The following is a 26,096-nucleotide window of genomic DNA, read 5'->3' on the forward strand; positions in this document are numbered from 1 at the left end:
ATTTATTTTAAAAAACAGTAACCGTTTATGCCCAATATACCTCTTTCCCGCCCGAAAGCCGTTGTTTTTGAACAACATTGTAAATCAAATATTAAATCCATGCAGAACAAGGCCCAATCTGCCGGAGCTGTTTTCAGGCCACATTTTAAAACACATCAATCACTGGAAATCGGGCAATGGTTTCGTGATGAAGGTGTAACTGGAATTACGGTCTCAACCCCCGAAATGGCGAAATATTTTGCTTCTGACAGCTGGGACGATATCACAATCGGATTTCCATTTTACAGTGGTCAGATTCATGAGATCAACGAACTAACAAATCATTGCTCTTTAAAATTGTTTGTGCACCGGCCGGAAGACGTCCGGTATCTGGCAACTGAACTGACGAATCCTGTGTCTATATTTATTGAAATTAACGCGGGGTATGGCCGAAGTGGTGTTAATATTTATAATTCTGAGCTTATTCGGGAGATTATCAAGGCGTGTGAAGAATCTCAAAAAACTAGGTTTTACGGGTTTTACATTCATGATGGAGATACCTATAAAGTTCACGGCTCCTCAGAAGTAGAATCTGTAATTAAACGAGATTTCAGCGCTTTAAATAATCTGAAAAAAAACTGGCCTGACGCATCTGTTTCACTGGGTGATACTCCCTCCTGTTCACTTCTAAATGAATTTCCAGGTATTGATGAACTTACTCCCGGTAATCTCGTGTTTTATGATCTGATGCAGGTAAATATCGGCAGCTGTACTTATAGCCAGGTGGGTCTTCTTATAAAAGCTCCGGTTGCCCAGCTAAAACCGAAATCGAATGAATGTATTATTCATGGAGGTGCGGTTCATTTTTCGAAAGACAATATTCACATGGACGGTAAACAATCGTACGGGCAGCCGGTAACTGTATCTGATAATGGGAAAATCAAACCCATAAACGGAAGCTCGCTTGTGGCTCTTTCGCAGGAGCATGGCACCGTTACCGGGTTAAAGGAACTGCAAAATGCGCTTGGTAAAAATGAGTTAGAGGAAATTTGGATCTGTCCTGTTCACTCTTGTTTGACCGCAAATCTCTTTAAAGAGTACCACACTTATTCCGGATCTGTAATAGGTAAAAAAGTTTTATCATGAAGAGCACACTAAACGTTTCGGAAAAATACTCGCGACACTGGCCGGCTATTGCAGTGGGAAGCATCATTGCATCAATCCTGTTTTTCGGCGCCTATGTGGCCGTGTCTGACGTTCTGATCGGGAGTTATCTCAGGCTTGCTGCATTCGCATTTTTTGTAATAGGGTTTCTTAGCTTTTTTAAGATCAAAGATGGCAGAATTGAAATTCAGTTTGAAGTGAATCAAAAAAACAGCAATGAACTGGATGTGGAATATTCCGTTCGCGGTCGTGAAATACATGCTGAGCTCATTGAGCTGGACGATATCAAAGATATTAAAACCGATCGGATGCCGAACCGTTCTTTATATAATGATTTGAACCGAACGGACCGTTCTGTTCGATTTCAGAAAAAAAACATGGAAGGCTGGCTCTATCTGAATGAAATTCACGGTCGTGTGATCCCGCTCAGTGAAGATAACGCAAATAAAATTGTCGCTTTTATCCTGTCACTTCGGCCAGATCTCAACTAAAAGATTTATGAGCTCTGGTAATTCTAAACATAAAGCGAAAGTAGAAATCAAAGAGGAACTTCAAGCGGTTCGGTCTCATCGGTAAACGCGCGCTTCCAGAAAACAATCAAACCGAGAACCAGGCCTTTCAGAATAAAGAACGTAAAAACCACCATCAGACCAATATCCTGGAAAATGGCAATCACAAGAATGTAAATAAAAAAGAGAATCATCCGGTTTTTATACTTTTTGATAGAATCTCTGTCAAATCTCGGGATTTTATCGAACGGAATAGTACTCACCATCAGAAATGAGAGCATAATCACAATCGGGATGATAAAAGAGATAAAGCCGTGCTCAAAATTTGCGAACCAATCCATTCGGTTATTGAATGTGAGGTATAACGCCGAGATCATTGCAGCTTGTACCGGTATAGGCAATCCGCGGTAAAAATCGAGTTCAACATGCTTTGTATCTATGTTAAACCGGGCCAGGCGTATGGCACCGCAAACCGGCGGAAGTGCACTAAGGATAATCCCGATTATTGCCAATTCGTGAAGTATGAATGTATAAAGCAAAAATCCCGGGGCAACACCAAAAGAGACAACATCACTGATCGAATCGAGTTCTATGCCAAATTCGCTGGTTGCGTTGGCGAGGCGTGCCATAAATCCATCGAGTGCATCGAACAGGCCCGCTACAACGATCAGCCACGCACCAAAAATCATGTTCCCTTCTGCAACCATGATTATGGAAAGAAATCCGCAAAAGAGATTCATCAAAGTGAAAAAACTGGGGATCACAACCCGGGGAATCGGTTTACGTTTCCTTTTTTCCCTTTTTCGCTTTGATCGAAGGCGCTGAATCGGATATTTCATGACTGGCGAATCCTCCCGATTACTGATTCGCCCGCAACGGTCTTCTCCCCTTTCTTTACCAAAATTTCTACATTATCGGGAAGTAAAAGATCCATTCTCGAGCCAAATTTCATAATACCGAATCGCTCACCGGCCGTAATCTCATTTCCCTCTTCTAATCTATACACGATTCGGCGGGCCAGAAAACCGGTGATTTGCTTAAACAAAATTTTTACACCGGATGGATGAACGACACCAAAGTGTGCCCTCTCATTTTCTTCCGACGCATGATCTTCCCACGCCATCAGGTATTTTCCGGGCGAGTAACGCACATATTCCACGGTTCCTGAAATGGGGACGCGGTTGACATGGACATTCAGCGGGGAGAGAAAAATACTTACCTGCGTTACGTTTTGGTTCAGGTATTCGTTTTCTTTGGCTTCTTTGATAAGAACCACTTTCCCATCTGCCGGCGAAATAATCAGGTTTTCATCATCAGGTGTAACGCGCTCGGGATCACGAAAAAAGTAGACGGTAAGCCCGAAAAGAATAAACAGAAGTATATAGATGATTATGCTGATCAAATTTGGCAGATAGGAAGCACCAAAAGCGACTACGATTGAAAAGATTGCAACCACTACTATGGTAGAATAGCCATCTTTAGCTATCATGAATTAACCCCCAAAGGTTCTTAAAATATCATTAAAAGTCACCAGGATAATTAGTCCGATCAGGAATAAAAACCCAATTTGCTGCAGGCCCATTCGAACTTTAGGTGATGGCTCCCGCCTGGTAATGCCTTCGTACAGTAAAAACATAAAATGTCCGCCATCGAGTGCAGGAATGGGCAGCATATTCATTATTGCAAGAGTGATGCTCAGGAATGCCGTAATTTCCCAGAAACCGAGAAATCCTCGTGAATCAGTAGCCTCTTTGGTTACATTCGCGATAGCAACCGGACCACCAAGGTTCTGGCGAACAGAGATATCACCGGAAAACATCATTCCAATTCCCTGAATGATACCAAAGAAAGTGTCTTCAGATTTCTTCAGGCCTTGCCCGAACGATTCAGCGAGGTTATAATTGATGGTTCGCACATCAAAAATTTCCCGTGGATTTGGCGGTGCGATACCGATCATATTGGTTTCGGGGTCAGCAGCAACCTCTATTGTATGCTGCTCTCCGTTTCGCAGAACAGTGAGAGACAGTGCTGATTCACTATTTTGAATTTTTTCAACAAGCTGAACCCAATACCCGATCTCTTCGCCATCAACGGCCACTACTTCATCACCATCCTGCAGCCCGGCTTTGTGTGCAGGGCTGTCTTCAAGAACCATCGAAATATGGCTGGGAAGTGCGTTCGATTGATTCAGAAATCCATCCTGACCAATCCGGTCCAGGAAATTTGGCGGTGTAAATAAATTTTCAACTTCACCATCTCGTACAATCATAAAAGACAGATCGCGACCAGTAATAGCAGCAGGATTAAATATTTCATTAAAATATTCAACTCGTTCACCATTTATCCCGATGATCTGGTCACCGGTTCGAAAGCCTACTTCATACGCGACACTCTCTTCAACAACATAAATACCGCCAACTGCTTCAATCGGAATTACATCCTCGCCATATGAAAAAGCAATACCGGCATAGATAAACACAGCCAGGATCACATTGAAGATCACACCTGCGGTAATCACAATCATCCTTTGCCACACCGGCTTACTGCGGAATTCGTCGTCTTTCGGCTCTTCGTTCATGAATTCATCATCCATGGACTCATCGATCATTCCGGCAATACTTACATACCCTCCCAGTGGCGTTGCACCGAGTACGTATTCGGTTTCCCCTTTTTTAAACCCAAATATTTTGGGCGGAAAACCGATTGAAAATTTGTCCACACGCATGTTGAAAAACTTCGCTGCAATAAAATGCCCCAGTTCGTGAATTGTAACCAGGATAAAAATAGCCGCGATGAAGATCACGATTGTGGTTGATAAGCTAAAAATCCATTCCATTCTTTACATCAATAGTTTGTTCGCGAATTTACGTGTTTCCCGGTCGACTTCAAGAAGAGTTTGTGGTGAAACAATTTCTTTATGATGAAATTTATTAAGCGCTTTTTCGATTAATTGCGAAACTTCAATATAACGAATTTCTCTGTTTAAAAAGCGATCAACAGCAACTTCATTTGCTGCATTCATAACGGCAGGCATGATCCCTCCCTCCTTCGCTGATTCCACAGCAAGCCCAACGCAGGGAAATTTCTGCATGTCTACAGGTTCAAACGTCAAAGACATCCGTTCGTTGTAGTCTAAAACCGGATTTTCATAATTTATTCTTTCAGGATGCGTGAGCGCATAGAGAATTGGCACTTTCATGTCCGGCGGACCAAGCTGGGCTTTGGACGAACCATCCACAAATTCTACGATTGAATGAATAATACTTTGCGGGTGAATTACAGGTTCAATTAATTCGAGGTCAATTTCATAAAGCCAATGCGCCTCAATGATTTCAAGCCCTTTATTCATCATCGTAGATGAATCAATAGTGATTTTTTGTCCCATCTCCCAGTTTGGATGATTCAATGCATCTTCAACGGTTATTTTGTGCATTTCATCTTTGGAAAATGTACGGAATGGTCCGCCGCTTGCCGTAATAATAATTCTTGCTATATTTTCCGCTCTTTCGCCCGTCAGGCACTGCCACATTGCGGAGTGTTCCGAATCTACCGGTACAAGCAGTTCTTGAAATCCTGTGATATTCGAAAGCAGTTCGCCGCCAACAACAAGCGATTCTTTATTGGCAAGCGCTACTTTCTTACCACTTTTCAGTGCTTCATATGTAGACATAAACCCTGAAAATCCCACGAGTGCATTTAAAAGAAGATCGGATTCGTCGTCAATAGCCAGGTCAGTGAGAGAATCCGGGCCGTAGAGAATGTCATCCGGACGGTAACTGAGTGCGCTCTCAAATTCTGTTCGATATTTTTCATCAGCCAAAAGCACTCGTTTCGGTTTAAACTTATTCACCTGTTCGGCGAGCCTCTTCCAGTTTTGGTTTGCAGAGAGGCCGGTTACAGTGAATTTATCAGGATGATTTGAGATGATTTCAAGCGCCTGTGTGCCGATAGATCCGGTGGAACCGAGAACGGTAATCTTTTTTGGCAAATGTCCGTCTTTTTTTGATTTCATAAAGTTCTGCTAAAATAGAAAAAATATCATTCAAAGCCGGTTTTTCCAGATTTCCTTTGCTGCCCGGTACATGATGGCGTGGGCTTCCGCTGTTTCTCTTACACTGGGTGCATATCCGCCGGACAATAGCAGAGTTAATGGAATGTTTCGTTCTGCTACAGAAGAAATCACCAAAAATTCCCTTTCCCTGAGGCCCTGTTTTGTGAGCGACAAACGACCAAAATGATCGCTCTCCAGCGGATCAATTCCGGCAAGATAGAAAACAAGGTCGGGTGTAAATTGATCAAATATTGAATCGATAGCTTCTGTTAGCGTATTCAGATACTCTTTATCTCCGGTTTGATCGGGAAGTCCGATATCAAGCGATGAGGGCGGTTTTTTGAACGGATAGTTCTTCTCGCCATGTATGGAAAAGGTAAATACAGAATCATCATCCCGGAAAATTTCAGCTGTACCGTTTCCCTGGTGTACATCGCAGTCGATTACCAGCACATTCTTCACCCACATCGCCTGTTTGAGCACCCTTATTGCCACGGCAACATCATTATATACGCAAAATCCTTCGCCGTAATCCGGCATGGCATGATGTGTACCCCCGGCAAGGTTACCGGCCAGGCCATCCTGCAGCGCCATCAGACCCGCGTTGATGGTTCCCTGTACCGCAAGCCTGGAGCGGATAGCAAGACTTTTACTCCACGGCAGCCCCATTCGTCTCTCCTCCTTTCGGGAGAGTGATCCATCCCAGACTGCCGTTGCATATCTGGGGGTGTGCGCGCTGTAGAGATGAGTGAAATCTGCGAACCCTGGTTCTACTACTTCCTGTTCGCGGATAATCTCGTGATCGAGCAGATAGCGGTGCAGTGCCACAAATTTTCCCATTGGAAAGATATGGCCTTCTGGTAACGCAGCATTGTATCCCGGGGAAAAACTGACTCGCACGTAATTTGTATCCGTTATGATTCGAATGTGATAAATGCTAACATCCGTCCGGCCTGGCTGCGTTCTCTTCGGAAAGAATAAAACCTTTCGTCTTCGATGGTACATTTGCTGTCCACATCAATCGAATCCCGGCTGATTCCGGCCTCAAGCAGCTGCTGAGTCAAAAACGATTTTAAATTCAGGTGGGGTTTCGGCCCGATGGTTCGATCGATAAACGAATCATCAAATTTAGCGGCAACCTCTTCCCCAACTTCAAAATTTTGTACGGAAATACACGGTGATATATAAGCTGACACATCGTTCATTTCACACCCCAAACTTTGCATCTTCTGGAGAGCGGAAGGCAGAATATTTGCGGCGGCACCGCGCCAACCGGCGTGAACTGCGGCAATGGTTTGTGTGGTGGGATCTGCCAGAAGTACCGCAGCGCAATCGGCTACTTTAATTGCCAGCGTCAGATGTTTTTGGCGGGTCACAAGTCCATCCACGCCCAGGTAATATCCCGGCTGGGATACGATTTTTACTTCTCCGCCATGAACCTGTTCAGCCCTGGCCAGTTGATCTGGTTTTAAACCTAATTCACGAAAAAAGATCTCAAAATTTTTGTCAACTTCTGCTTGTGGTGCGTTTGTATTCTCCCCCAGGTTCAGTCCCCGAATGATTCCTTCACTATTCAGGGAATTTCGCGAAGCAAAGGTTATCCCCGCTTTCAAACCGTTTACTGAGTTTAATAAATCAGATTGTTGAAATGCTTTCATTCTCAAAAATGGGTTAACAGCTCATTTTTAACAAGATCAAATGGGAACGTATAGCCGGTCCAAATTTCAAATGAACGGCTGCCCTGGTAAATCAGCATATCCAGACCGTTAATGGTAACCGCACCGGATGTTTTTGCCAGTTTCAGAAATTTGGTTTCCATTGGGTTATAGACCAAATCATAGCAAACCGTATCCATCAAATAGTCAGCATCCTGTTGATTGACGACTGAACTTTCCGAATACTTTCCCATTCCAAGTGGAGTGGAATTTATGATCAGGCACGCCTCATCAGCAAATTCCTGCCATTGTGAATAATCCACAACCCTGGTAAAAGAGTTGCCAGCCGGAGGCTGAATGCGGTCAGGGGTTCTCGATACTATGATAATCTCTTCAAACCCTTGCTCTTCCAAAGCGTATTGCACAGCGAGGCTGGCTCCGCCTGTTCCAAATAGAATGGCCCGGCCGTAATCAAGTTTATCCCGGTACTCCTCCAGCGGTTTCTGAAATCCGTAAATATCAGTATTAAAGGCAGAAAGTTCGGTTCCTTCAGGGTTCCGTTTAATTGTATTAATTGCACCCACTGCTTCTGCTTCTGGTGAAACCGAATCAACTAAAGGAAATAACTGTCGTTTATACGGAATGGTGATATTGCATCCAAGAAACGAATCACGATTCATCCAGGACGTAAAGTCTGCGATTGATTTGGGATTTAAATCAACTGCTACATACTTCGCCTCAATGCCGTGGTGGCGAAGCGCAAGATTATGCATAACCGGAGATAAGGAATGGCTTATTGGATGGCCAACAACAAGATAGTGTGGTGAGGTGGAATAATTAGAGGTTCTGAATTCATCAAACGAGTAGATAGTTTGTTGCATTGAACGGGTATAACCGCTTAGGATTAATCGCTAACTCACCACGAGTAAGGAGATTGAAAGAATTGGTAAGGCTAAAAATCTCGCGGAATAAAAAAATGCGCACCGTATTGGTGCGCATATTCAATCCCATTGAGATCAGGAAAAAATTAAGCAGTCACTTCGCTGCTCTTCTCTTCTGTCTGTTCATCTTTAAAGGTGTCTGTTTCAGCCAATTCTTTGAATTTGCCAAGATCAGCTTTGAGCTGTTTCGCCAGACCTTCAATAAAGTTTGCAAGTTCTTCTTCCGGCTCGCCGAAGAACGTTCTGTAATCGAGAGAAAAATCAATTCGAGTGCGCTTTCCGTTATCCAACGGAGTAAATCGAATAGTACCGGTTTGATTTAAATTCCCATTAATAGTAATCCAGGCAAAACGTGTGTTTCTTAGATTATCAATAATATTTGTTGTCCATTGAAACTCCTCGCCACCAATATTGGTTTTGTAGTCGAACGTTTGGGAATTGACTTTTTCGATCTCGTCAATTCTATCCAGAAATTTTGTATAATGTACTGGATTGCAAAGCAATTCGTAAGCTTTGGCAAGGGGTAGGTCTACTTCGATTCTTTCGTGCGCCATAGTATGATTGAACTTCGGAAATGAGAATTTTAGTTCATGTTTGAGAAGTTTGTGGTAAGCAGATACGGCTTATCCACAATGCATCAAATTTAAACATATTTTGATTAATCATCAATCAATTTCGTGCAGAAACATTTTAAAAAGTTTTTCTTTGTCAGTATCACCTCTTTTCTACCGCTTCTTATTTTCTTTTTTATCTTCCTTAACCTCTTCACCACCAACAGTTTCGCGCAACAATCACTATCTGGTATGTACCAGAATTATACTGGCTATCAGCTAACGGGAGATCATGAACTTGTTGCCGGCAGAAACCGATTACGGGTGCAATTTAATCAATCTCTTCCATTTGGTACGCTGTATGCTGAGATCGATTTCCTTGACAAATACGCTGATGAGCGTGATTTTGAAATACTGCCGAGGCAAATGTATGCTGATTGGTATACTTCCAATTACGATATCCGGATCGGGAAGCAGAATGTAATATGGGGTGAATCGATTGACACATTTGTAAATGATATTATTACACCCGTGGACTTAAGCGAGTTTTTAACTCAATCGCCCGAGGATTTGAGAGTTGGTGTTACGGCTGTAAATATCCGCCGCTACTTTGGAAGTCACTCTCTTCAGCTTATTATCACCCCGGCTATCCAGCCCGATCGGTTACCCGATCCAGATTCCAGATGGTTTCCGATTGAGCAGCCTCCAACATTTATTCCAGTCAGCTTCAGAGAAAGAGACCGATCCCCTGCCCTATCCGATGTTCAGACTGCGTTGCGGTTTGCCTGGCGGCCATCCGCATCCCTTGATGTTGATTTTATGCTCTACCGCTGGGCGCATCCCATGCCCGCTTATTCGGTACGACCAGCCATTCAGGAATTCCCGAACACGCCTGAAGTCAGCCTGAGAGAGAATTACAAAACATCTCCAATGGCGGGATATTCTCTCTCCTGGCAAATATCCGACCGATGGAGTTTTGTTTCAGAAGCGCTTTATGTTTACAGCCGCCTTTTCACCTATTTACCTGTATCCGTAAACCGCCTGGAATCGGCTCTGGATAATCCGGCAGAAATTTTACCTCTTTTGCAGGAATTTGAAATTCGGGATGATGGTTATCTCCTCACCAAACCGTGGCTACACACAATGGCAGGGATGCAGGCAGATCTTTGGGATACCATCGTGGGAGTGCAAGCGTATACCGAGCTGATTCTGAATTATGAAGAACGAATACTCTCCCAGCAGCTCTTCCCCTACCTGTCTGCTTTCGCCCAGCGAACATTTCTGAGAGAACGGCTGGCTCTAACAGCAAACGGACGTTACAACATTTATGGTGAAGATTTTTGGGCTCAAATCCGAACCTCGTATGAAATAAATGATGGCTTTGAGGTCGCAATGGGTACCAATCTGTTTGGCGGCCCATCCATTTCTCCATTTTACGGCCACCTCTCATTTGAACTATTTAAAGAGAACAGCTTCGGTTTCGTACAAACATCGATCTATTTTTGATCACAGATATTTAGATTGAACCGCAAATTTGCGGGAATGTATCACGTAATCAATTAGTTCAGAAGCTGAATTCAACAGACGCAAATGGCAGTATAGTGGAACGATTTGGCAACATATTACTGGCGGCTCCGGGTACGGTAATCACAGGGATGATATTACTCATATTCCTTGCTATCTATCCTGCAAGCCAGATTACCACCGATTTTAACCTGGAAGGTTTTTATCGGGAAGATGATCCTGTAATCGAGGATTATCAGCTTCTGGAGGATGAATTCGGAAGAGATGACAATACGATTCTGATCGGCTTTCGTGCAGATGATATCATCAAACCGGAAATTCTAAGAGATATTCGTGACCTGACCCACCGATTTGAAGAGATCCCGTATATTGAATCGGTGAGAAGTATTACCAATGCCGAGCAAATCCGGAATGTTCAGGATCAGCTCGATTTTTCACCGTATATCCCTGAAATACCAGAATCTGATGATGAACTTTCCAGTCTGAAATCATCGCTGACAGAGGATCCTTTTCTCAGCGGGCTGTTAATCAATCAAAACGCAACAGCGACCTCGTTTCTGCTCACAATTCGTGAAGCCGACAACACCTACCCAAACAGAAATGTAATCATCAATCAGATCAATGAGATTACAGGTGAATATTCCGGGGATTATACATTTCGAAAATCGGGGATTCCATTTTTCAGAAATCAATATGTAAATTTGCTGAACGGTGAGATTTTCATTTATATAGGTCTTTCGTCGGTTTTGATCATACTATTACTTTGGTATCTCTACAGAAGTATTTGGGGTGTACTTTTCCCGATGATTATAGTTTGGACAACACTGCTGTTTACCGTTGCCATTATTCATCTGACGGGCGGTTATCTCGAAATCATGAGCAGCACCATCGCCCCGATTCTTCTCTGCGTTGGCGTTGCCGATGCTGTTCATATGATATCAAAATATGACGACGCCAGGGAATCAGGAATTAAAAAGAGGGCTTCGATTATAGAAATGCTGAAGACGCTTGGCAGTGCTACGTTTCTCACCAGTGTCACCACCGCAATTGGCTTCGCATCCCTTCTGAGCAGTTCTGTAGTACCGATGGCACGTTTTGGAGCCTACACGGCAGCGGGAGTTCTTCTGGCTTATGTGATCACCATCTTCTTTCTTCCCGTAGCGTTGTCAAAATCGCGAAAATCCCGTGTGTTCAATGAGAAATCCGGTTCGTTTTATCCCGCCATTCAAACGATTTTATCCCGGATTAGCGCGATTAACCGGGTGCATTATAAAAAAATACTGCTATTCGGTTTGGTCGGTACTACAATTGTGGCTTTAGGAATAAAAAATGTGGATGTTAACGGAAAAGTATTTGATGATCTCGGCGACGATACCCAGCTGATGCAGGATAGCCGCTTTTTCTCGGAGCAGCTCGCACCGCAGTTCCCGATGGAGTTTATCATCAATACCGGTGAACCGGACGGAGCCGGAACAATTGACCTTTTGCAGCGAGTGGATCAATTCGAGGAATTTTTACTCGGATTTGATGAAATCCATCGCGTAATAGGACTCAACCAGCTGATCAAAGAAGTCCATTATATTTTTCGGGAAAATAACGAAGTGACTGATGCACGCACTCTGCCAGATTCTGATGCGACCATCGCGCAATATTTGCTTCTTTTGGAGATCAATGATGCGCCTGAGTTAAACAGGTTGACCGATTTTGATTACAGTAAGTTACGAGTCACCGCATTTACAGAAGACGCTGGTTCAAAGCGAATAAATGAGATCAGAGATGAAATCGACGGTTATATTTATGATCATTTTACGGAAGATGTAACTGTTACGGGTACCACTATTCTGAGTGCTGACTTGACTGACAAAATTGTGTATTCGCTCGTATGGAGCATCCTGATTGCTTTGGTGGCCATATCTCTGATCATGACATTGTTATTTAGAAACGTAAAAATGGTTTTAATTTCGCTGGTGCCAAACGTCATACCTCTTTTAGTAATAGCAAGCGTGATGGGGTTTTTGAATGTAGATATCAAACCGTCAACGGCTGTTATTTTCACGATCGCACTGGGAATTGCGGTGGATGACAGTATTCACTACCTGGCCCGGTTTCGAATTGAAATGCAGCGGCGCGGTGTGATGAACGCCGCACTTTCGGCCACTACTATAAAAACCGGTCGGGCAATAGTGGTTACAAGCTTTATTTTGATTGCGGGATTCGGAACGTTAATCACTAGCGCGTTTGCATCTACAGCGATGATGGGAATCCTGGTGTGCAGCACAATTTTCGCAGCCCTGATTGCGGATTTGTTTATTTTGCCTTCGCTTTTCTACTGGCTGCGGCCTGATATTAAGATCGGGAAAAAGCCTGAACTGCTTTGAGTATGTCGGCGTGAATTAACTCCACACTCTGTTCCGCATTTATCGTTTGGATACGTGATTCCTCGCTAGCCAGTTTATCAAAACCGGCGGCTACTTTAGCGAAAAAGGAATCTCCGGCACGCTCCATGCGGTCTTTCTCATTTTCTTCAGTCCGTTTTCGGGCAGTATCAGCAGAAATTTTCAGATAAAACGTTAAATCGGGAACCGTTTTGTGAGACGCGATGGAGTTCAGCTGATTGATCACCCCAATAGTGGCTGACTCCCGGCCATATCCCTGGTAGGCAACTGTTGAGTCGTAAAAACGATCAAGGATTACCACGGTTCCTTTCTCCAATAGTGGATTTACTTTTTCAGCAATGAGTTGTGAACGAGCGGCAGAAAAGAGGAGCATTTCGGTGACGGGATCCATCTCATCACCCCCATGCAGCAGTAACGTGCGAATTTGCTCGGATATATCGGTACCGCCCGGTTCCCGGAATACTGAACAGTCTGTTTTTTGCTTTTCGAAATATTCTTTTAGCAGGCGAATTTGCGTGGTTTTTCCGCTGCCATCAATCCCTTCAAACGTAATAAACACGTGTAATCTTTCGGTTATTTAAAATCATCCATGTCGTCGATCGACTCTTTTGGCATTACAACTGCCATTGCAATATATAAAAGAAAGAAACTACCTGAACTAAGAAAAAAGGCAATCAGAAAACCGATACGTAAAACGGTTGAGTTGAGCCCAAGATATTTTGCGAGACCGCCGCATACTCCAAAAAGCTTACGGTCTGTGCGGGATTTGGTCAGACTGCCTGAACTTGATCGTAATCCGCTGGTAAATGAGGATGAAGAACCACTTTTCTGCTTACTCTTCCTTTTTTCTTTTTTCCCGGCAGCAGCATCTGAATACAGAAATTCATCCAGTTTATCGTACGTTTCTCTTTTAATTTCTTCCTTTTCCTTTTCGCGATGTTTTTCTTTTTTTGATCCTTTCAAAAACCCAATACAGATTATAGCAACCATCGCTCCAGCCAAATAGGGTGTCAGATTAACAAGAGTTGAAAGAAATGTAATGCCACCCGATCCAAACAGTTCTGCGCCGATTGTCTGGCCAACGAAAGCAAGTGCAATAAAAATAAAAGCGAGACCGCTGATGGTTCGGATATTCCAGATACTCACCTTCTCTTTTTCTTCATCTGTTTTCAGAAAATCCTTCAGTGAAGTTTGTAAATCCTCATCTGAAATCTGCAGAGTGGACGACCGTGAATGCTGTTTAGATTGACTGACCATGAGTTCTGACGTTTATTTCGATATCATTAATTTGCGTAGTAAGAAACGATTGGTTTCCAAACTTTCTTAACCTTACGAAAGCATGTTCAATCGGTTACACCTTTTTTTAAATGACTTTATTCTCGGTAATTACCTGATTTGGTTGTTCATCAAACGTTTCCACAGGCAAGCTACTCCATGATAATGTACAGTTGTAACATAACCCAACAGAGAACGAATTTGAATTCTTTAGAAACCGATCGTAATACCCTTTTCCATACCCAATTCTATTCCTTGAAAAATCAGCAGCAGCCATCGGAACGATGATCAATGAAAGTTCTGAAACATCAACCGGATCTTCTTTAAAAGGCTCTTTTACTCCCCATTCATTGGTGTACAGATCATCTAAACTTTTTATTCTATGATGAGAAAGTTTGCCGTTCGGCTTCATTTTTGGAACCACTACCCTTTTCCCCATATTAAAACAGGTTTCAATGATTTTTGTGGTAGAAACTTCCCGCTGCTCTTCCATCGATACGTAGGTGTGAACCGTATCCGCTTTTTGAAATGCGTGTTGATTGAATAACTGGTCCGCAATTCGAATACTGAGTTCAAGGTGTTCTACCTCGCTTAACGACCTGCGCACATGAAGAAACGACCGGCGTATATTTTCCTTTTTCTCTGCAATGGATCGTTCAGTCATAACCAAATCATTTTGTGTGAAAAAGGTTCTTCATCCTGAAGTGCATCCATCAGATAATCCCAAATATTGAGTCCGTATCGGTTCATATAGTACACAAACGCGATCTCACGTTCCTGTAAATTTCCATTGGGGAAAAGGTTCTGTTTGATACGCATAATCCGATCAATCTGAATTTGATCTTGTTTTTTCATGGATCGGTAAACTTTTCCCTTTACCTTCTCGAGTTCATTGAAATAGGCAGCTGTTGCTTTGCCTACACTGCCGGCTAATGTTGGATCTATCTCCGAAATCTGTTGCTTTTTCACACGAGATAGCTCTTCAATATGATTTTGCCATACTGTGAACATTTTTTCAACATCATGCTCTTCGGTCTTTTCAATGTAGTTCTGCTCAAGATCTTCGATTCGCTGCTGGTAATCGGTCCATTCAAAAGGAAGTTCCCCCAATATTCTATCGATAGCACTCTCAATTAAAGTGAGGCTGAACCGCGGAATAATCGGTGGCATTTGCTTGTCAAAAACCGGGTAGATCTCTTTCATTTGAGCATAATATGCAATTTCTCCCGGACCGCCCACATAGCCGATCACAGGCAGCAAATGATCCTGAATTACAGGTCTCAGAAATACATTAGGTGAAAACCGCTCCGGATCGGAATCAATTTCGGCAATCAGTTCAGCTGAATTCCAATCTTTGTCTGGAATACGCCATTTGTCATCTTCAAAATGAATCTTAATTCGCCTGCCGTTATCGTCAAAGTAAAAAAGGTTTGATGGATTCACATCAACCTGCCCGTGATACCCGGCATCTATCAAGTTATATGTGGTATCATCCAGTAGATTTGATATTTCATTCTGATGATCAACCGCAGTGATGAACACATCTTTCGTAAACTCTTTTATTTTTTTGTGATTGTTTCCTGCTAATATCAGCCCATCATCCTCAAAAATTGAGAGCAGCCATCTACCAAAACTTTGAGCAAATGTCTGCTCCGGTGTGTAATATTTTCGAAGTTCATTTAGCAAACGATCGGTAAAGTCTGTTTCATCGAGTTGTTCTTCCACCTTTTTCTCAAAACGTACGAACTCATCTCCTAAATGTATGTTGCCAGCTGCGGGTGGATGATATTGATAGTCTTTGTGTTTGTAGGTGAATTCATCTGTTGTATCAGCCTGGAACAACTTTACAGCTGATACTTCTTCGATATCGTGATCTTCATCAGCCAGCCAGAACACAGGAACAACTTTTCGGCCGGTATCCGCCTCAATATTTTTTGCGGTAAGTATTGCTGTGATTGTCTTGTAAATCGTAAAAAGAGGACCCCCGAAGAGTGAAACCTGCTGACCAGTCACCACAGCAACCGTGTCCGGATCCCGAAGTGATTCAATCTCTCGAATTGTTCTGTCAGAAGGGCTAAAAGTTTGGTTGAAATCGAGCAGCAGGTCCGTAATGTGCTCACGATCGCCAGTGAATGAGAATTCATGGCAGTATTCAGAAAGTACCTTTCGATCAGGCAGACCTGTCGTAAAAAACCGAAGGATCTCTTCGTTTCCGTTTATATAATCTTTGAAAAGCTTAGAAAATGGAAGATTCTCGAATGTTTCCGGCGTAACTTCCACACTACCCCTTTAACCGGTTGATCTGATCTCTGATTTTAGCAGCTTTTTCGTAATTTTCGGTATCGATTGCGGTTTGAAGCTCTTTTTCGAGTTTTTCAATTCCGCTGAGTTCATTCTTTTCCTCTACAATACCTTGCGCACTCTTTTTGGAGCCCGGTTTTTTCTGTTCTTCAGATTCAATACCAGCTTCATCAAGAACACTTGTATGAACAAATATCGATGCACCAAAACGGATAGCAACCGCAATCGCATCACTTGGCCTGGCATCAATTTCAATTTTTTCATCACCGCGGTTAAATACTAATTTTGCGAAAAACGTCCCTTCTGAGAGTTCATTGATCAGTACGTAATCAATCGCCGTATCAAAACTCATGATAATATTCTTTACCAGGTCGTGCGTCATCGGCCTTGGAGGTTTAATACTTTCAAGTTCCAGTGCAATTGCCTGAGCCTCAAAGGTTCCGATAATGATGGGTAAACGCCTGCCTCCACTCTTTTCAGTTAAAATAAGAGCGTATGCCCCGCCGCTGCTGGGGCTGGTTGACAAACCAAGTATGTCCATTTCAATTTTTTGCAATGGTGTCTCCGGTATGCATTAATTTTTGATTGGAAGTTAAGGAATTTCAACTATCTCTTAAACAATAACCGTTCCGATATTTATCCTCAAGATTTTGAATGATATGCTGTGTGGAATCCCACAATCTGAATTGCTGACCGATATATCTTTTGTATCTTATTTGATACACAATTAACATAACAGAAACTGGAAGAATTTGATTTCAAATTATGAATGTAAAAATCAAAGAGCAACGAAACCCGAGAACCGGAAATCCAACTACCGTAATTACCGGGATCACTCACAATCCACAGGTGATTGAAAAACTTGAAAAGAAGTTAAAATCGAACTGCGGAGCAGGTGGGCACACGGAAGGAAAAACTATTTATATCCAGGGTTCCCATACTGATAAGATAAAATCTATCCTGACAAAAGAGGGATACACTGTACAGTAATGAAGTAAAATTGTGTATTTACATTAATTTACAATAAAGTTTCAATTTTTTTGTAACAAATCGGTGTCAGGATACTCTTGAACATACAGACGTGTATTGTTCTCTTGATCAATTTAAATACCGGATCTCTTGTTTGTAAAGACTGATAGAAAAAATGTACTGATCGTTGAAGACGATGGTATACAGCAAATTATAATGAAAAGATTTGCAGACAGACTTGGATTGAATGTACTGGCAATCGTCTCTAAAGGTTTTGAGGCCGTGGAAACTGCAAGATCTCTACCCGAAATTGATCTGATCATGATGGATGTCCGTTTGGCGGACAATATTGATGGTATTGAAGCAATGACCCGTATTCGAAAATCAGCCAATAGCATTAAAGTTATCTACGTTACTGGTAATTCGGAACCTGAAACGAGAAATCGTGCATTAGAGACGAATTATGATGCTTTTCTTGAAAAACCGGTCACTGAGGAGAAACTCCGGTTTGCAGTATCCAAAGCGTTTGCTGAGGTTTAAGTTTTCATCATTTAAATTAGCAATCGAGGGTAGAATCATTGTATTTTTAGTAGATGAAATTCTCTGCAATACCATCGCTTTTTCTACTGTTTTTCTACATTTTTCCGGCAAATTCTGTTTACTCACATCCGCTGCCGGAGATCGTGGAGTCAGATTCCATTCGTGTTGGTGTTGTACTTAGCGGAGGCGGAGCAAAAGGTATTGCTCATATAGGGGTGCTGAAGAAATTAGAAGAAGCCGGCGTTCGAATCGACTACATCACCGGAACAAGTATGGGCAGCCTCGTAGGCGCCCTGTATTCGATCGGCTATACCACAGACCAGTTAGAAGAGATTGCCAAATCAAGCAGCTGGGATCAGCTTTATACTGAAAGACCAAATCGGCGATATCTCTCAAACTTTGAGAGAATGCAAGGTGACAGAACCATCGTCTCTTTCCCCATTCGTGAACGTGGCCTTGATTTTCCCTTCGGTATAATCAGCGGGCAAAATATTTACGCTTTTCTATCCCGCTATACATGGCCGGTTCATGGTACGGATCGATTTGAAAACTTTCCTATCCCTTTCGCAACGGTTGCAACTGAGCTTGAAACCGGTGAGCCAAAAGTGTTTCGTTCAGGATATTTGCCGGATGCAATACGTGCCAGTATCTCCATTCCCTCCCTGATTCGGCCTCATGTAATTGACGGAGTTGCATACATTGATGGCGGACTATCAAATAATTTACCGGTACAAGAAGCGAAAGAGTTAGGTGCAAATTTCATCATCTCGGTAAATGTAGCTGCCCCGCTTATGCCAACGGACAGCCTGACCTCTTTTGCCGATGTTTTCACCCAGGTATTAAACTATCGGATAAATGAAAAAATTGAGGCTCAAATTGAAGAGTCTGATATCTACATCAGCCCTCAAGAAGCAAATAGGTTTGAAATTGTTGATTTTGACCGGGTTGATGAGTTAATACAGGTTGGTTTAGATGAAGCCGATCTCTATATGGATCAATTTAAAGAAGTTGCTGCCCGGCAGGTTGCAAAACCGCAATTGCGACCCGGAATCGGCAGTTACGGGGCATTACCATTTAATCGCGTGATCATCAGCGGAAACGACCTTATAACCGACGAATTCATATTAAGTGAATTAAATCTTGAGCAGGGGTTTCAATTGACCCCGGATTTTATTGATGAGAAAATCAATCAGCTTTACAGTACCCAGCTTTTTGATCTGATTACCTACCGAATTCAACCGGATGAATCGTATTACTATAATCTGCACATCAATGTTGAAGAGAACAGAACTGATGTATTCAGAGTTGGTTTGCGATACGAAACTCAAACGGATGCATCCATATTGCTGAATACACAGTTCAGAAATTTGTTGTTTAACGGCTCTAATTTACGGTTTGATTTACGTCTGGGTGATGAAATCAAAGCTTCAGCAGAATTACTGGCATACGGAGGGCTTGGATCCCGTATGGGTATAATGACGAAAGCAGAGTACAGTTCAGAAAATATTGATCAATTTGAGGCCGGTGAACGTACATCACGCTTCAAAAATCACAGAACCCGATTGCAGCTTTCTGTTGGTAATTATTTAAGCTCCAATAACCTTATTGCCGGGGGAATAAGACGAGATTTTATCTATCAGAACAATACCATTAATCCTGATATGATTCTCCCCTCTTCAAGAGATCATACCTCCTATTTTTTCCATTTTAACAGAGATCGTCTTCACAGGAAGTCGTACCCAACCAATGGTACCCGTTTCGTATCGAATGCAAGTTATAGCGGCGATTTTTCGCTGAGTAACATCAACTACCTGAGAGCCGGAAGTTTGATCGAATCATTTTTTGAGTTATCTAATGATTTTTCAATCAGGGCCCTGTTATACGGCGGTTACAGTTCGGGGGACGACCTGCCCTGGGGATCATGGTATGCCATAAACCGGCTCGATTCTGAATTTGGTTTTGTACGTTTTGGCGGATTCAACCGGTACGAACTTACCAGTCGCAACATACAAATGGCCTCCGCAGGGATACAGATGGAGCCGATTTATCATCGGTTTATTAACTTTGATTTTTATATCGGTCGATTTCCTGATGAGTGGGACTTAGCTACAACAGATATCGTGCAGGGAGCGAGTATTTCTGTCGGTGCCCTTACCATATTGGGACCTGTTCAGGTTATACTATCCACAAGTACAGAAAACAGTTTTCTTGCAGAATTTCAAATAGGATACCAGTTTTAATGAACGAAGAAAAAATACGCAGCCAGATTACAGAAATTGAGCAGGAACTTACTGAAGAAAATGACCGCGCTGATCTGCACAATGATGCCGGAGTTGGATATTCTCTTTTAGGGGAGTTTGATAAGGCAGAGCGCTATCATAAAAAAGCGGTAGAGTTGCATCGAACACCTGCTCACCTGTTTAACCTGGCAAACATTTTTTCTCAGCAGGAAAAACTGGAGCAATCAATAGATATGTATCTTCAGGTGCTGGAATTGAACCCTGCTCACATTGGTGCTTTAAATAATCTTGCGGATAGTTATGAATTGAATGGTCAGACTGACAAGGCGCACGAGTTATTTCATTATATCACACACATTCAGCCGGATGAACCGATGTCTCATTTTAACCTCGGAAACTTTTTTCTAAGGCAAAACCAACATATAGAAGCGGCTAAGTGTTATGAGGCAGCAATCGAAAAAGATGAGAATTTTACGGATGCCTATTTCAATATCGCCTGGGTTCTGTTCCAGGCGAAGGCGTACAGAGAAGCGTTAGAGTATGCAAATTTAGGTCTGGAGACAGATCCGAATTACGACGATCTGAAACAGATAAAAGTGAAAATCGAGAAAGAGTTAGCTGAATGATGTCGAAACATCTGCTATAGAAGATTTTTTTGCACGCATGGAACGGTTTGCTACCTGTACTTCTCTTTCCAGTTCCAGGGCAAATTTAGCGGCCATTCGCTGATCAAAACCGGGACGGCACCCTATTTTTGGCAGTCGCCTGAGGTTTTTTCTGGCTCTCATTCCAGATCGGGCATATCGCTGCAGTTCTGAATCTTGTTCCTGCAACTCTGAGAACGATTGCAACTCAGCTTTGGAAAGTTTTCCTTCTGCGAAGTCGTTCACGAACTCTTCAAGTAGGTTCTCATGTTGTTTAAAGCTCATCATATCGAAGTAGCGTGTTTAATTGAGGATGATTAGAGATTGATACCGGCCCGGCAACATTTAGTTCCCAGAAAGTTTATTTCTGAAGAATTAATGTGCCGGGCACCGGGATTTCTCTTTCCGGGTACACTACTTCAACTGAGTACAGCCTAAATTGTTTCAGGATTTACGTACTCTCCGATTAATGCCTGCAACTGTTGCCGGGCTCGGTTTATTCGGGATTTCACCGTACCCATTGCGGTATCGGTAATCTCAGCAATTTCCTCGTATGTAAGCTGCTGAATATCTCGTAAAACGATTACTTCTCTGAAGTCATCATTGAGTGTCATTAATGCTTTTTCAAGTTCTTTAACCGACATTTTTTGGTGAAGCTGATCATCCTGGAGAATCACGCTATCCTCAATTTCAAATTCTCTGTCATCCGGATCAGAAGGATCGGCATGCATAGAAATAGTTGTCATGCGCTGCTTCTTTTTATACATGCTTTTCGCAAGGTTCAATGCAATGGTATACATCCAGGTTGAAAGCTTAGCAATTCTTACATAGGATTGTCGGCTTCGGTATACCCTCAGAAATGTTTCCTGAACAAGATCTTCGCAATCCTGGTGGTTGTGGGTATAACGGTAGAGAAAATTGTGGAGGCGATCTTTATATCGCTGAACAATAATATCGAAAGCCGGAATGACGCCAGCCTGAAGTTGTTCCATTACATCTTCGTCGGAAAGTGAATGTAAGTTTACTTTAGTTGATGATTCCATGGTGGTACCCCTATTTCGAAGTTGCTGTTTTGTACCACCGGGCGTTATCAGCCGATGATACGTTTTATCAGCAGGAGGTAGATCGAAGGGATATCAAGTGTGCTGAAGCCTTTAGCTGCCCGATCTGCATCGAGCAGGGCTTCAAAAATGCGAGGCATTTCGGATAGCTGAAACTGAGAAGCATCTTTCCATTTAAAGTTGAAAAGATAACTGCTGCCAATTCCAAGTTCGGATTGAACCTGGCTTTTGGTCAGCTGCTTCTCCATCAGCCGTCGAATTTGCCATACATCTGCGAACACTCTGTAAAAGAACCCTACGGATCGAATAACTTCTCCCGCATCTGCATTACTCTTGAGCAACATCTGTTCCGCAATGCCAAGGGCTTTTTCAAGATTTCGCTGAAATATGGCTTCTTTAAGCTCAATCACCGAATATTCGCGATATGAGCCGATTATTTTTTTTACGTGGTCTATAGTCACTCTCTCCTGACTGTCTACAAAAGTGCACACTTTATCTATTTCAGTGGACAGAAGTTTTAAATTATTACCTACAAGCTGAGCCAGGATTTGCGAGGCCCGCGGGTCGAGCTGTTTATTATATTGAGATTTGGCCCACTCCATCGCCCAGTCTGCCAGCTGATAATCGGGTAATGTTTCAAATTCAAACTCCTGAACATTTGAATTGGATTTACTTTTAAAAGCTTTTCCGAGCGAGGTTCTCCCATCCGGTAATTTTTTATCAATGATGCATAAGGTCGTTGATGGATTTGGCTGCTTTGCATAGTGTTCAAAATCATTAATGTTCCCTCCTCCTGATTCGCCAACCCGTAGTTTTAAAAAGTCGCGAACAATTACAACTCTCTGCTCCGCCATCATCGGAAAGCTTTTGACTATGCCAAGAACTTTTTCGGGAGTAGTCTCGCTTCCATAAAGAAGATCAAAATTAAAATCTTTTTGATCCCCGGGCACAAGTTCGCTTATCTCCTTTTGAAGCCTCTCAATAAAAAATTGCTCCTCTCCATAGAGGTAATAAATGGGTTTCCTCTGGTCCGGAGTACGTATACTGTTGCGTGCTTTTTTGAAAAGATCTATGCTGGTTGCCTTTGCCAAGAGTTGTTTTGTTCGAGGGATTGAAATTTAACTAACGTAAGGTGAGATGATAGGAATTGTAATCAGAACACACCAATGAAAAACATTCAAAACATGGAATTGTTTGGTAGTTCTAACCATAGTTTCGAAAAGGATACAGCTTAATAGTCTTAGAAGTCCGGCAATTCATTATCGGGTTGAAAAGAGTGCCGTCCACTCACCTGATAGATCCGCTAACTGGAAGGAATATAATTTCGACACCGGAACACCCGACATTCTATAGATATCATCACAGTAAATTGATTTCACCAAAATACCAATCATAAAAAAAGCCTGCCCCGAACTTAATCAGGACAGGCTTAAAATCATTATCGCCTAATGAAATCTGTTAGTCAGAATTTAGCTTTTTTTCGTTACCAGGAGAACAATCAACCCGATAATAACAGCCAAACTAATGAGGAACAGAATAAACATCAGGTTGGATACCGGTTCTGCTGACCGTGCCCAGTCACCGAGTTTTACGTCAATTGAGGCAATTTGTCCTTGTGAAAGAACATTTCCTGTAGTTAAATATTCGCCCCAGTCAGATTTCACCGTATTGTTCCAGTAATTGCTGAAACTTTCATAGAGTTGTACATCTGCCTCTTCATTCTGCTCACGGGCAGTAGCTGAGGCATTGTCTACAAAGGAGTTCAATGCATTATTAAACGCATTTTCACTGGTAAATGCAGGAAGTTCAATTCCATTTTGGTTAAACGCGGTACTAAGAGCGTTCCAAAGTTTGTTATCGACGCTTGCCTGCCATGCGGCGAGAAGATCTGTAATCTCCTGTTCAGCCTGTACGGGTGAATCAGAAGCATATGCATTCGCCATTCTGGAACCAACCCGATCCCAAACTGTCTCGAAATATGCGTGCTGAGCTCTCATGCGCAGGTAATCCTGTGCTTCAAGGCCGGTTTCTCGATCGGCCTGATTGATATACTCAGAAAGGATGGTTCGAAGCAGTGAAAGCGGATCGTCTTCAAGGCTTTCGCTCGCTTCTGCAATTTCAGACTGAGTCTGAGAGTCCATTGCCTGGTAACGGTTGAGTAGATTTTCAAGGAAATCTGAAACAAACTCATCACGTGACTCCAGGTTTTGTCTGTACTGGGTTACCAGTCCTGAGAGCCTGCGTTCGTTGGCAGAAGCCCGTTCAAGCCGCTGTCGCACAGCTTCCGAGTCTTCATCCATTTGAGCAATTTGAGTGCGGAATTCGTCGATTTCAGCCTGCAGGCCTTCAATTCGTTCATTCAGCTCGTTTACAACTTCAATGTTGCTTTCGGCTCCGCCTAAACTGGTACGCAAAATAGCTACTCTATCTTCAAATGTATCCGGATAGAGAGCTGCGTTCAGAAGTTCTTCGTATCCTGAGTAATCAGCTTCAAGCTGATCAATCTGGTCGTTAATATCACTAACATCATCAGATGAAGCCGCACTGTTTATTCGATCTGTGATTTCATTGTAATCAGCTCTGAAATCTTGCTGCACCTGGTAATCACTCTGCTGAGCCATTACTGATGCCGAAGCAAATAATAAAAGAGCCGCCAATGTAGAAATCGTTGTTGTCATTACTTTCTTCATAGTTTCTCTCCTTTATCTGCGACCGGTTTGATCAAGGTTATAAGTATCGCCTGTTCCCATATCAACGAGTTCGACATATCCGTCACGCTGATTGAATGCAGGTTGTTGCAGCCCATTTTCTGTGATTGAGATTACGCGTTCGAGTGAGAGTTCGCTCTCACCGGGTTCAAAAACGTATACGTTGCTGAATCCTGCCGCAGTAAGAAAGTAGAATCCTGCACTGTTCCGAATCAGACGAACTTCATCAACAGATGAAACGCCCTCTTCCTCAAGTACGGGAGCTACCGAAAACTTAACTGCGTAACGCTGATCGTGAACCTCAGAATTGCTGTCGACGGTGAGTACGCTTTCGATAGGCTGAGCGTAATCAACACCTTGCAATGTAAGAGATGGACCACAAGCAGCAGCGCCAAACAATAAAGCAACACACAACGCAAGTGTGGTTAGTTTTGGTTTTGCCATAATAGTTATATTTCTATGATGTTTTGGTGATTATTCGTTTCTATGATAATCGAGTTATAATGTTTCCTTACACTGATAAAAGTGTGGAACACAAATACGACTCATTTAAAGATTTATACCCATTCAATGAATCAATCTGCATGATAAAGGAAAATCCAATAATATTTCCACCTAATTTTTCAATTAATTCAGCACATGCCTTTGCCGTGCCTCCGGTTGCAATCAGGTCGTCATGAATTAATACATTGGCTCCTTTATCGACAGCATCGGCATGAATCTCAAGTGTATCTGTGCCATATTCGAGCTCATATTTGTGCGAAACGGTATCCGCAGGAAGTTTATTGGGTTTTCGTACGGGAATAAATCCAGCATTCAGATCCTGGGCAAGTCGCAAACCAAACAGGAATCCGCGTGATTCAAGGCCTGCCACGAAATCAACATTCTGATTTTTATATGGTTCTGCGAGCAATTTGGATGTGAGTACCAGCGTCCCGGAATTGGCCAGAAGGGGTGTAAAATCTTTAAACTGAATTCCCGGTTTTGGAAAATCAGGAATTGTTCTGATTTTATCGTGTATTCGTTGTAGCTGTTCAGTCATCTATAATTAATGGATCATTCTTTTTTATTCATTGGTAATATCGGTTAAGAACATACAAATTTATCAACTATGTTTAATGGTTTTCCCTCATCGGTCCATCAAAAATATATGCGTGAAGCGCTTAAGCTTGCAGAAACCGCTTTGCGTGAGGATGAAGTACCGGTCGGGGCGGTTGTTGTACATAACGACAGGATTATCGGACGTGGGTATAACCAGGTGGAAATGCTTGGCGACCCCACCGCCCATGCGGAGATGATAGCACTATCCGCAGCTTGTACAACCCTTGGAAATAAATATTTAAAAAATGCTACGTTGTACGTTACCCTCGAACCGTGTGTGATGTGTTCCGGTGCTGCAGTCTGGTCGAAAATTGACCGGCTGGTATTCGGGGCAATGGATGAAAAAGCCGGTGGTGCAGGATCCGTTTTTAATATCACTTCAAACCGTAAACTAAACCATTCCATTGAAACAATTCAGGGAGTACTTGAAAGTAATTGCTCTGCACTGCTCAAAGAGTTCTTCAGAAAGAAAAGAGAAGAACGTTAA

General features: G+C 42.6%; 28 protein-coding genes. 9 read left to right on the forward strand and 19 right to left on the reverse strand.

Annotation, left to right across the window (positions count from 1 at the left end):
- Nucleotides 1–27 precede the first annotated feature (27 nt).
- Nucleotides 28–1,125, forward strand: coding sequence for an alanine racemase (locus DYD21_RS06235; protein WP_116034185.1), 1,098 nt, complete (start codon nt 28–30; stop codon nt 1,123–1,125).
- Nucleotides 1,122–1,634, forward strand: coding sequence for a hypothetical protein (locus DYD21_RS06240; protein WP_116034187.1), 513 nt, complete (start codon nt 1,122–1,124; stop codon nt 1,632–1,634). Before DYD21_RS06235 ends, DYD21_RS06240 begins: the two co-directional genes overlap by 4 nt.
- A 47-nt stretch (nt 1,635–1,681) precedes the next feature.
- Here DYD21_RS06240 and pssA read toward each other — a convergent pair whose 3' ends face one another.
- The 8 genes from pssA to DYD21_RS06280 all read right to left on the reverse strand — a co-directional run bounded on the left by pssA (nt 1,682) and on the right by DYD21_RS06280 (nt 8,853).
- On the reverse strand, nt 1,682–2,491 hold the full coding sequence (gene pssA, locus DYD21_RS06245) for a CDP-diacylglycerol--serine O-phosphatidyltransferase (RefSeq protein ID WP_116034190.1): 810 nt from the start codon (nt 2,489–2,491) through the stop codon (nt 1,682–1,684).
- Nucleotides 2,488–3,141 (reverse strand): phosphatidylserine decarboxylase family protein, encoded by a 654-nt coding sequence (locus tag DYD21_RS06250; RefSeq protein WP_116034192.1) that lies wholly within the window; start codon nt 3,139–3,141, stop codon nt 2,488–2,490. The genes pssA and DYD21_RS06250 overlap by 4 nt, the downstream gene beginning before the upstream one ends.
- 3 nt (nt 3,142–3,144) lie before the next feature.
- Nucleotides 3,145–4,488, reverse strand: a complete 1,344-nt coding sequence (rseP, locus tag DYD21_RS06255; RefSeq protein WP_116034195.1) for an RIP metalloprotease RseP — start codon at nt 4,486–4,488, stop codon at nt 3,145–3,147.
- Between the two features lie 3 nt (nt 4,489–4,491).
- Nucleotides 4,492–5,664 (reverse strand): 1-deoxy-D-xylulose-5-phosphate reductoisomerase, encoded by a 1,173-nt coding sequence (locus tag DYD21_RS06260; protein ID WP_116034197.1) that lies wholly within the window; start codon nt 5,662–5,664, stop codon nt 4,492–4,494.
- 30 nt (nt 5,665–5,694) lie between these two features.
- Nucleotides 5,695–6,543 carry a histone deacetylase gene (locus DYD21_RS06265; protein WP_199535475.1) on the reverse strand — a complete coding sequence of 283 codons (849 nt, stop codon included), beginning with the start codon at nt 6,541–6,543 and terminating at the stop codon, nt 5,695–5,697.
- A 74-nt stretch (nt 6,544–6,617) separates the two neighbouring features.
- Complete coding sequence (gene pgeF, locus DYD21_RS06270) at nt 6,618–7,361, reverse strand: peptidoglycan editing factor PgeF (RefSeq protein WP_116034203.1); 744 nt, start codon at nt 7,359–7,361, stop codon at nt 6,618–6,620.
- Between the two features lie 2 nt (nt 7,362–7,363).
- Nucleotides 7,364–8,239, reverse strand: a complete 876-nt coding sequence (aroE, locus tag DYD21_RS06275; protein WP_116034205.1) for a shikimate dehydrogenase — start codon at nt 8,237–8,239, stop codon at nt 7,364–7,366.
- Nucleotides 8,240–8,385: 146 nt separating this feature from the next.
- Entirely contained in the window at nt 8,386–8,853 is a 468-nt protein-coding gene (locus DYD21_RS06280; protein WP_116034208.1) for an SRPBCC family protein, read from the reverse strand.
- A 249-nt stretch (nt 8,854–9,102) separates the two neighbouring features.
- Here DYD21_RS06280 and DYD21_RS06285 point away from each other — a divergent pair, with 249 nt between their 5' ends.
- Together DYD21_RS06285 and DYD21_RS06290 are read left to right on the forward strand one after the other, a co-directional pair.
- Nucleotides 9,103–10,356 carry a DUF1302 domain-containing protein gene (locus DYD21_RS06285; RefSeq protein ID WP_147303507.1) on the forward strand — a complete coding sequence of 418 codons (1,254 nt, stop codon included), beginning with the start codon at nt 9,103–9,105 and terminating at the stop codon, nt 10,354–10,356.
- A gap of 149 nt (nt 10,357–10,505) precedes the next feature.
- Nucleotides 10,506–12,752, forward strand: a complete 2,247-nt coding sequence (locus DYD21_RS06290) for an RND family transporter (protein WP_147303508.1) — start codon at nt 10,506–10,508, stop codon at nt 12,750–12,752.
- Here the strand turns inward: DYD21_RS06290 and tmk are convergent.
- The 5 genes from tmk to DYD21_RS06315 all read right to left on the reverse strand — a co-directional run bounded on the left by tmk (nt 12,721) and on the right by DYD21_RS06315 (nt 16,902).
- Nucleotides 12,721–13,329, reverse strand: a complete 609-nt coding sequence (gene tmk / locus DYD21_RS06295) for a dTMP kinase (protein WP_116034215.1) — start codon at nt 13,327–13,329, stop codon at nt 12,721–12,723. The two genes, DYD21_RS06290 and tmk, sit on opposite strands and share 32 nt — an antisense overlap.
- 14 nt (nt 13,330–13,343) lie before the next feature.
- Entirely contained in the window at nt 13,344–14,027 is a 684-nt protein-coding gene (locus tag DYD21_RS21295; protein ID WP_233505482.1) for a PspC domain-containing protein, read from the reverse strand.
- Nucleotides 14,028–14,133: 106 nt separating this feature from the next.
- A complete protein-coding gene (locus tag DYD21_RS06305) occupies nt 14,134–14,709 on the reverse strand; it encodes a 5-formyltetrahydrofolate cyclo-ligase (RefSeq protein WP_116034218.1) in 576 nt (191 codons plus the stop codon).
- Entirely contained in the window at nt 14,706–16,325 is a 1,620-nt protein-coding gene (gene bshC / locus DYD21_RS06310; protein ID WP_116034221.1) for a bacillithiol biosynthesis cysteine-adding enzyme BshC, read from the reverse strand. The genes DYD21_RS06305 and bshC overlap by 4 nt, the downstream gene beginning before the upstream one ends.
- Before the next feature lies 1 nt (nt 16,326).
- A complete protein-coding gene (locus tag DYD21_RS06315; protein ID WP_233505483.1) occupies nt 16,327–16,902 on the reverse strand; it encodes a bifunctional nuclease family protein in 576 nt (191 codons plus the stop codon).
- A gap of 209 nt (nt 16,903–17,111) precedes the next feature.
- Here DYD21_RS06315 and DYD21_RS06320 point away from each other — a divergent pair, with 209 nt between their 5' ends.
- The 4 genes from DYD21_RS06320 (at nt 17,112) to DYD21_RS06335 (ending at nt 20,721) form a co-directional block, all read left to right on the forward strand.
- The gene (locus DYD21_RS06320; protein ID WP_116034223.1) at nt 17,112–17,336 is read left to right on the forward strand and encodes a translation initiation factor; all 225 of its coding nucleotides are present in this window, start codon (nt 17,112–17,114) and stop codon (nt 17,334–17,336) included.
- A gap of 129 nt (nt 17,337–17,465) precedes the next feature.
- On the forward strand, nt 17,466–17,855 hold the full coding sequence (locus DYD21_RS06325; protein ID WP_116034226.1) for a response regulator: 390 nt from the start codon (nt 17,466–17,468) through the stop codon (nt 17,853–17,855).
- A 53-nt stretch (nt 17,856–17,908) separates the two neighbouring features.
- A complete protein-coding gene (locus DYD21_RS06330; protein WP_116034229.1) occupies nt 17,909–20,095 on the forward strand; it encodes a patatin-like phospholipase family protein in 2,187 nt (728 codons plus the stop codon).
- Nucleotides 20,095–20,721 (forward strand): tetratricopeptide repeat protein, encoded by a 627-nt coding sequence (locus DYD21_RS06335; RefSeq protein ID WP_116034232.1) that lies wholly within the window; start codon nt 20,095–20,097, stop codon nt 20,719–20,721. Before DYD21_RS06330 ends, DYD21_RS06335 begins: the two co-directional genes overlap by 1 nt.
- On the opposite strand, the gene DYD21_RS06340 is transcribed toward DYD21_RS06335, so the two are convergent.
- The 6 genes from DYD21_RS06340 to DYD21_RS06365 form a co-directional block, all read right to left on the reverse strand.
- A complete protein-coding gene (locus DYD21_RS06340; protein WP_116034235.1) occupies nt 20,710–21,027 on the reverse strand; it encodes a hypothetical protein in 318 nt (105 codons plus the stop codon). The two genes, DYD21_RS06335 and DYD21_RS06340, sit on opposite strands and share 12 nt — an antisense overlap.
- A 146-nt stretch (nt 21,028–21,173) precedes the next feature.
- Complete coding sequence (locus tag DYD21_RS06345; protein ID WP_116034238.1) at nt 21,174–21,782, reverse strand: sigma-70 family RNA polymerase sigma factor; 609 nt, start codon at nt 21,780–21,782, stop codon at nt 21,174–21,176.
- 47 nt (nt 21,783–21,829) lie between these two features.
- On the reverse strand, nt 21,830–22,891 hold the full coding sequence (holA, locus tag DYD21_RS06350; RefSeq protein WP_158551437.1) for a DNA polymerase III subunit delta: 1,062 nt from the start codon (nt 22,889–22,891) through the stop codon (nt 21,830–21,832).
- A gap of 378 nt (nt 22,892–23,269) precedes the next feature.
- Nucleotides 23,270–24,490: a hypothetical protein gene (locus DYD21_RS06355; protein WP_116034245.1), complete on the reverse strand. Its 1,221-nt coding sequence runs from the start codon at nt 24,488–24,490 to the stop codon at nt 23,270–23,272.
- 12 nt (nt 24,491–24,502) lie between these two features.
- The gene (locus DYD21_RS06360) at nt 24,503–24,952 is read right to left on the reverse strand and encodes a hypothetical protein (RefSeq protein WP_116034248.1); all 450 of its coding nucleotides are present in this window, start codon (nt 24,950–24,952) and stop codon (nt 24,503–24,505) included.
- Between the two features lie 67 nt (nt 24,953–25,019).
- Nucleotides 25,020–25,550: an adenine phosphoribosyltransferase gene (locus DYD21_RS06365; RefSeq protein WP_116034251.1), complete on the reverse strand. Its 531-nt coding sequence runs from the start codon at nt 25,548–25,550 to the stop codon at nt 25,020–25,022.
- A gap of 69 nt (nt 25,551–25,619) precedes the next feature.
- Between DYD21_RS06365 and tadA the strand changes: the two genes are divergently transcribed.
- Nucleotides 25,620–26,096, forward strand: coding sequence for a tRNA adenosine(34) deaminase TadA (tadA, locus tag DYD21_RS06370; protein WP_116034253.1), 477 nt, complete (start codon nt 25,620–25,622; stop codon nt 26,094–26,096).

It is taken from the genome of Rhodohalobacter sp. SW132 (assembly GCF_003390325.1).
In the GTDB taxonomy this organism is placed as follows: domain Bacteria; phylum Bacteroidota; class Rhodothermia; order Balneolales; family Balneolaceae; genus SW132.

What these genes read in the sequence shown, in the direction of transcription:
- DYD21_RS06320 (WP_116034223.1), top strand. Translation starts at nt 17,112, where the DNA reads ATGAATGTAAAAATCAAAGAGCAACGAAACCCGAGAACCGGAAATCCA.
- DYD21_RS06365 (WP_116034251.1), bottom strand. Translation starts at nt 25,550, where the DNA reads ATGACTGAACAGCTACAACGAATACACGATAAAATCAGAACAATTCCT.
- DYD21_RS21295 (WP_233505482.1), bottom strand. Translation starts at nt 14,027, where the DNA reads ATGGTCAGTCAATCTAAACAGCATTCACGGTCGTCCACTCTGCAGATT.
- rseP (WP_116034195.1), bottom strand. Translation starts at nt 4,488, where the DNA reads ATGGAATGGATTTTTAGCTTATCAACCACAATCGTGATCTTCATCGCG.
- DYD21_RS06285 (WP_147303507.1), top strand. Translation starts at nt 9,103, where the DNA reads ATGTACCAGAATTATACTGGCTATCAGCTAACGGGAGATCATGAACTT.
- DYD21_RS06330 (WP_116034229.1), top strand. Translation starts at nt 17,909, where the DNA reads ATGAAATTCTCTGCAATACCATCGCTTTTTCTACTGTTTTTCTACATT.
- DYD21_RS06265 (WP_199535475.1), bottom strand. Translation starts at nt 6,543, where the DNA reads ATGGGAAAATTTGTGGCACTGCACCGCTATCTGCTCGATCACGAGATT.
- DYD21_RS06240 (WP_116034187.1), top strand. Translation starts at nt 1,122, where the DNA reads ATGAAGAGCACACTAAACGTTTCGGAAAAATACTCGCGACACTGGCCG.
- DYD21_RS06280 (WP_116034208.1), bottom strand. Translation starts at nt 8,853, where the DNA reads ATGGCGCACGAAAGAATCGAAGTAGACCTACCCCTTGCCAAAGCTTAC.
- DYD21_RS06250 (WP_116034192.1), bottom strand. Translation starts at nt 3,141, where the DNA reads ATGATAGCTAAAGATGGCTATTCTACCATAGTAGTGGTTGCAATCTTT.
- DYD21_RS06360 (WP_116034248.1), bottom strand. Translation starts at nt 24,952, where the DNA reads ATGGCAAAACCAAAACTAACCACACTTGCGTTGTGTGTTGCTTTATTG.
- DYD21_RS06235 (WP_116034185.1), top strand. Translation starts at nt 28, where the DNA reads ATGCCCAATATACCTCTTTCCCGCCCGAAAGCCGTTGTTTTTGAACAA.
- DYD21_RS06305 (WP_116034218.1), bottom strand. Translation starts at nt 14,709, where the DNA reads ATGACTGAACGATCCATTGCAGAGAAAAAGGAAAATATACGCCGGTCG.
- DYD21_RS06260 (WP_116034197.1), bottom strand. Translation starts at nt 5,664, where the DNA reads ATGAAATCAAAAAAAGACGGACATTTGCCAAAAAAGATTACCGTTCTC.
- DYD21_RS06355 (WP_116034245.1), bottom strand. Translation starts at nt 24,490, where the DNA reads ATGAAGAAAGTAATGACAACAACGATTTCTACATTGGCGGCTCTTTTA.
- DYD21_RS06340 (WP_116034235.1), bottom strand. Translation starts at nt 21,027, where the DNA reads ATGATGAGCTTTAAACAACATGAGAACCTACTTGAAGAGTTCGTGAAC.
- pgeF (WP_116034203.1), bottom strand. Translation starts at nt 7,361, where the DNA reads ATGAAAGCATTTCAACAATCTGATTTATTAAACTCAGTAAACGGTTTG.
- DYD21_RS06335 (WP_116034232.1), top strand. Translation starts at nt 20,095, where the DNA reads ATGAACGAAGAAAAAATACGCAGCCAGATTACAGAAATTGAGCAGGAA.
- tadA (WP_116034253.1), top strand. Translation starts at nt 25,620, where the DNA reads ATGTTTAATGGTTTTCCCTCATCGGTCCATCAAAAATATATGCGTGAA.
- DYD21_RS06290 (WP_147303508.1), top strand. Translation starts at nt 10,506, where the DNA reads ATGATATTACTCATATTCCTTGCTATCTATCCTGCAAGCCAGATTACC.
- DYD21_RS06345 (WP_116034238.1), bottom strand. Translation starts at nt 21,782, where the DNA reads ATGGAATCATCAACTAAAGTAAACTTACATTCACTTTCCGACGAAGAT.
- aroE (WP_116034205.1), bottom strand. Translation starts at nt 8,239, where the DNA reads ATGCAACAAACTATCTACTCGTTTGATGAATTCAGAACCTCTAATTAT.
- pssA (WP_116034190.1), bottom strand. Translation starts at nt 2,491, where the DNA reads ATGAAATATCCGATTCAGCGCCTTCGATCAAAGCGAAAAAGGGAAAAA.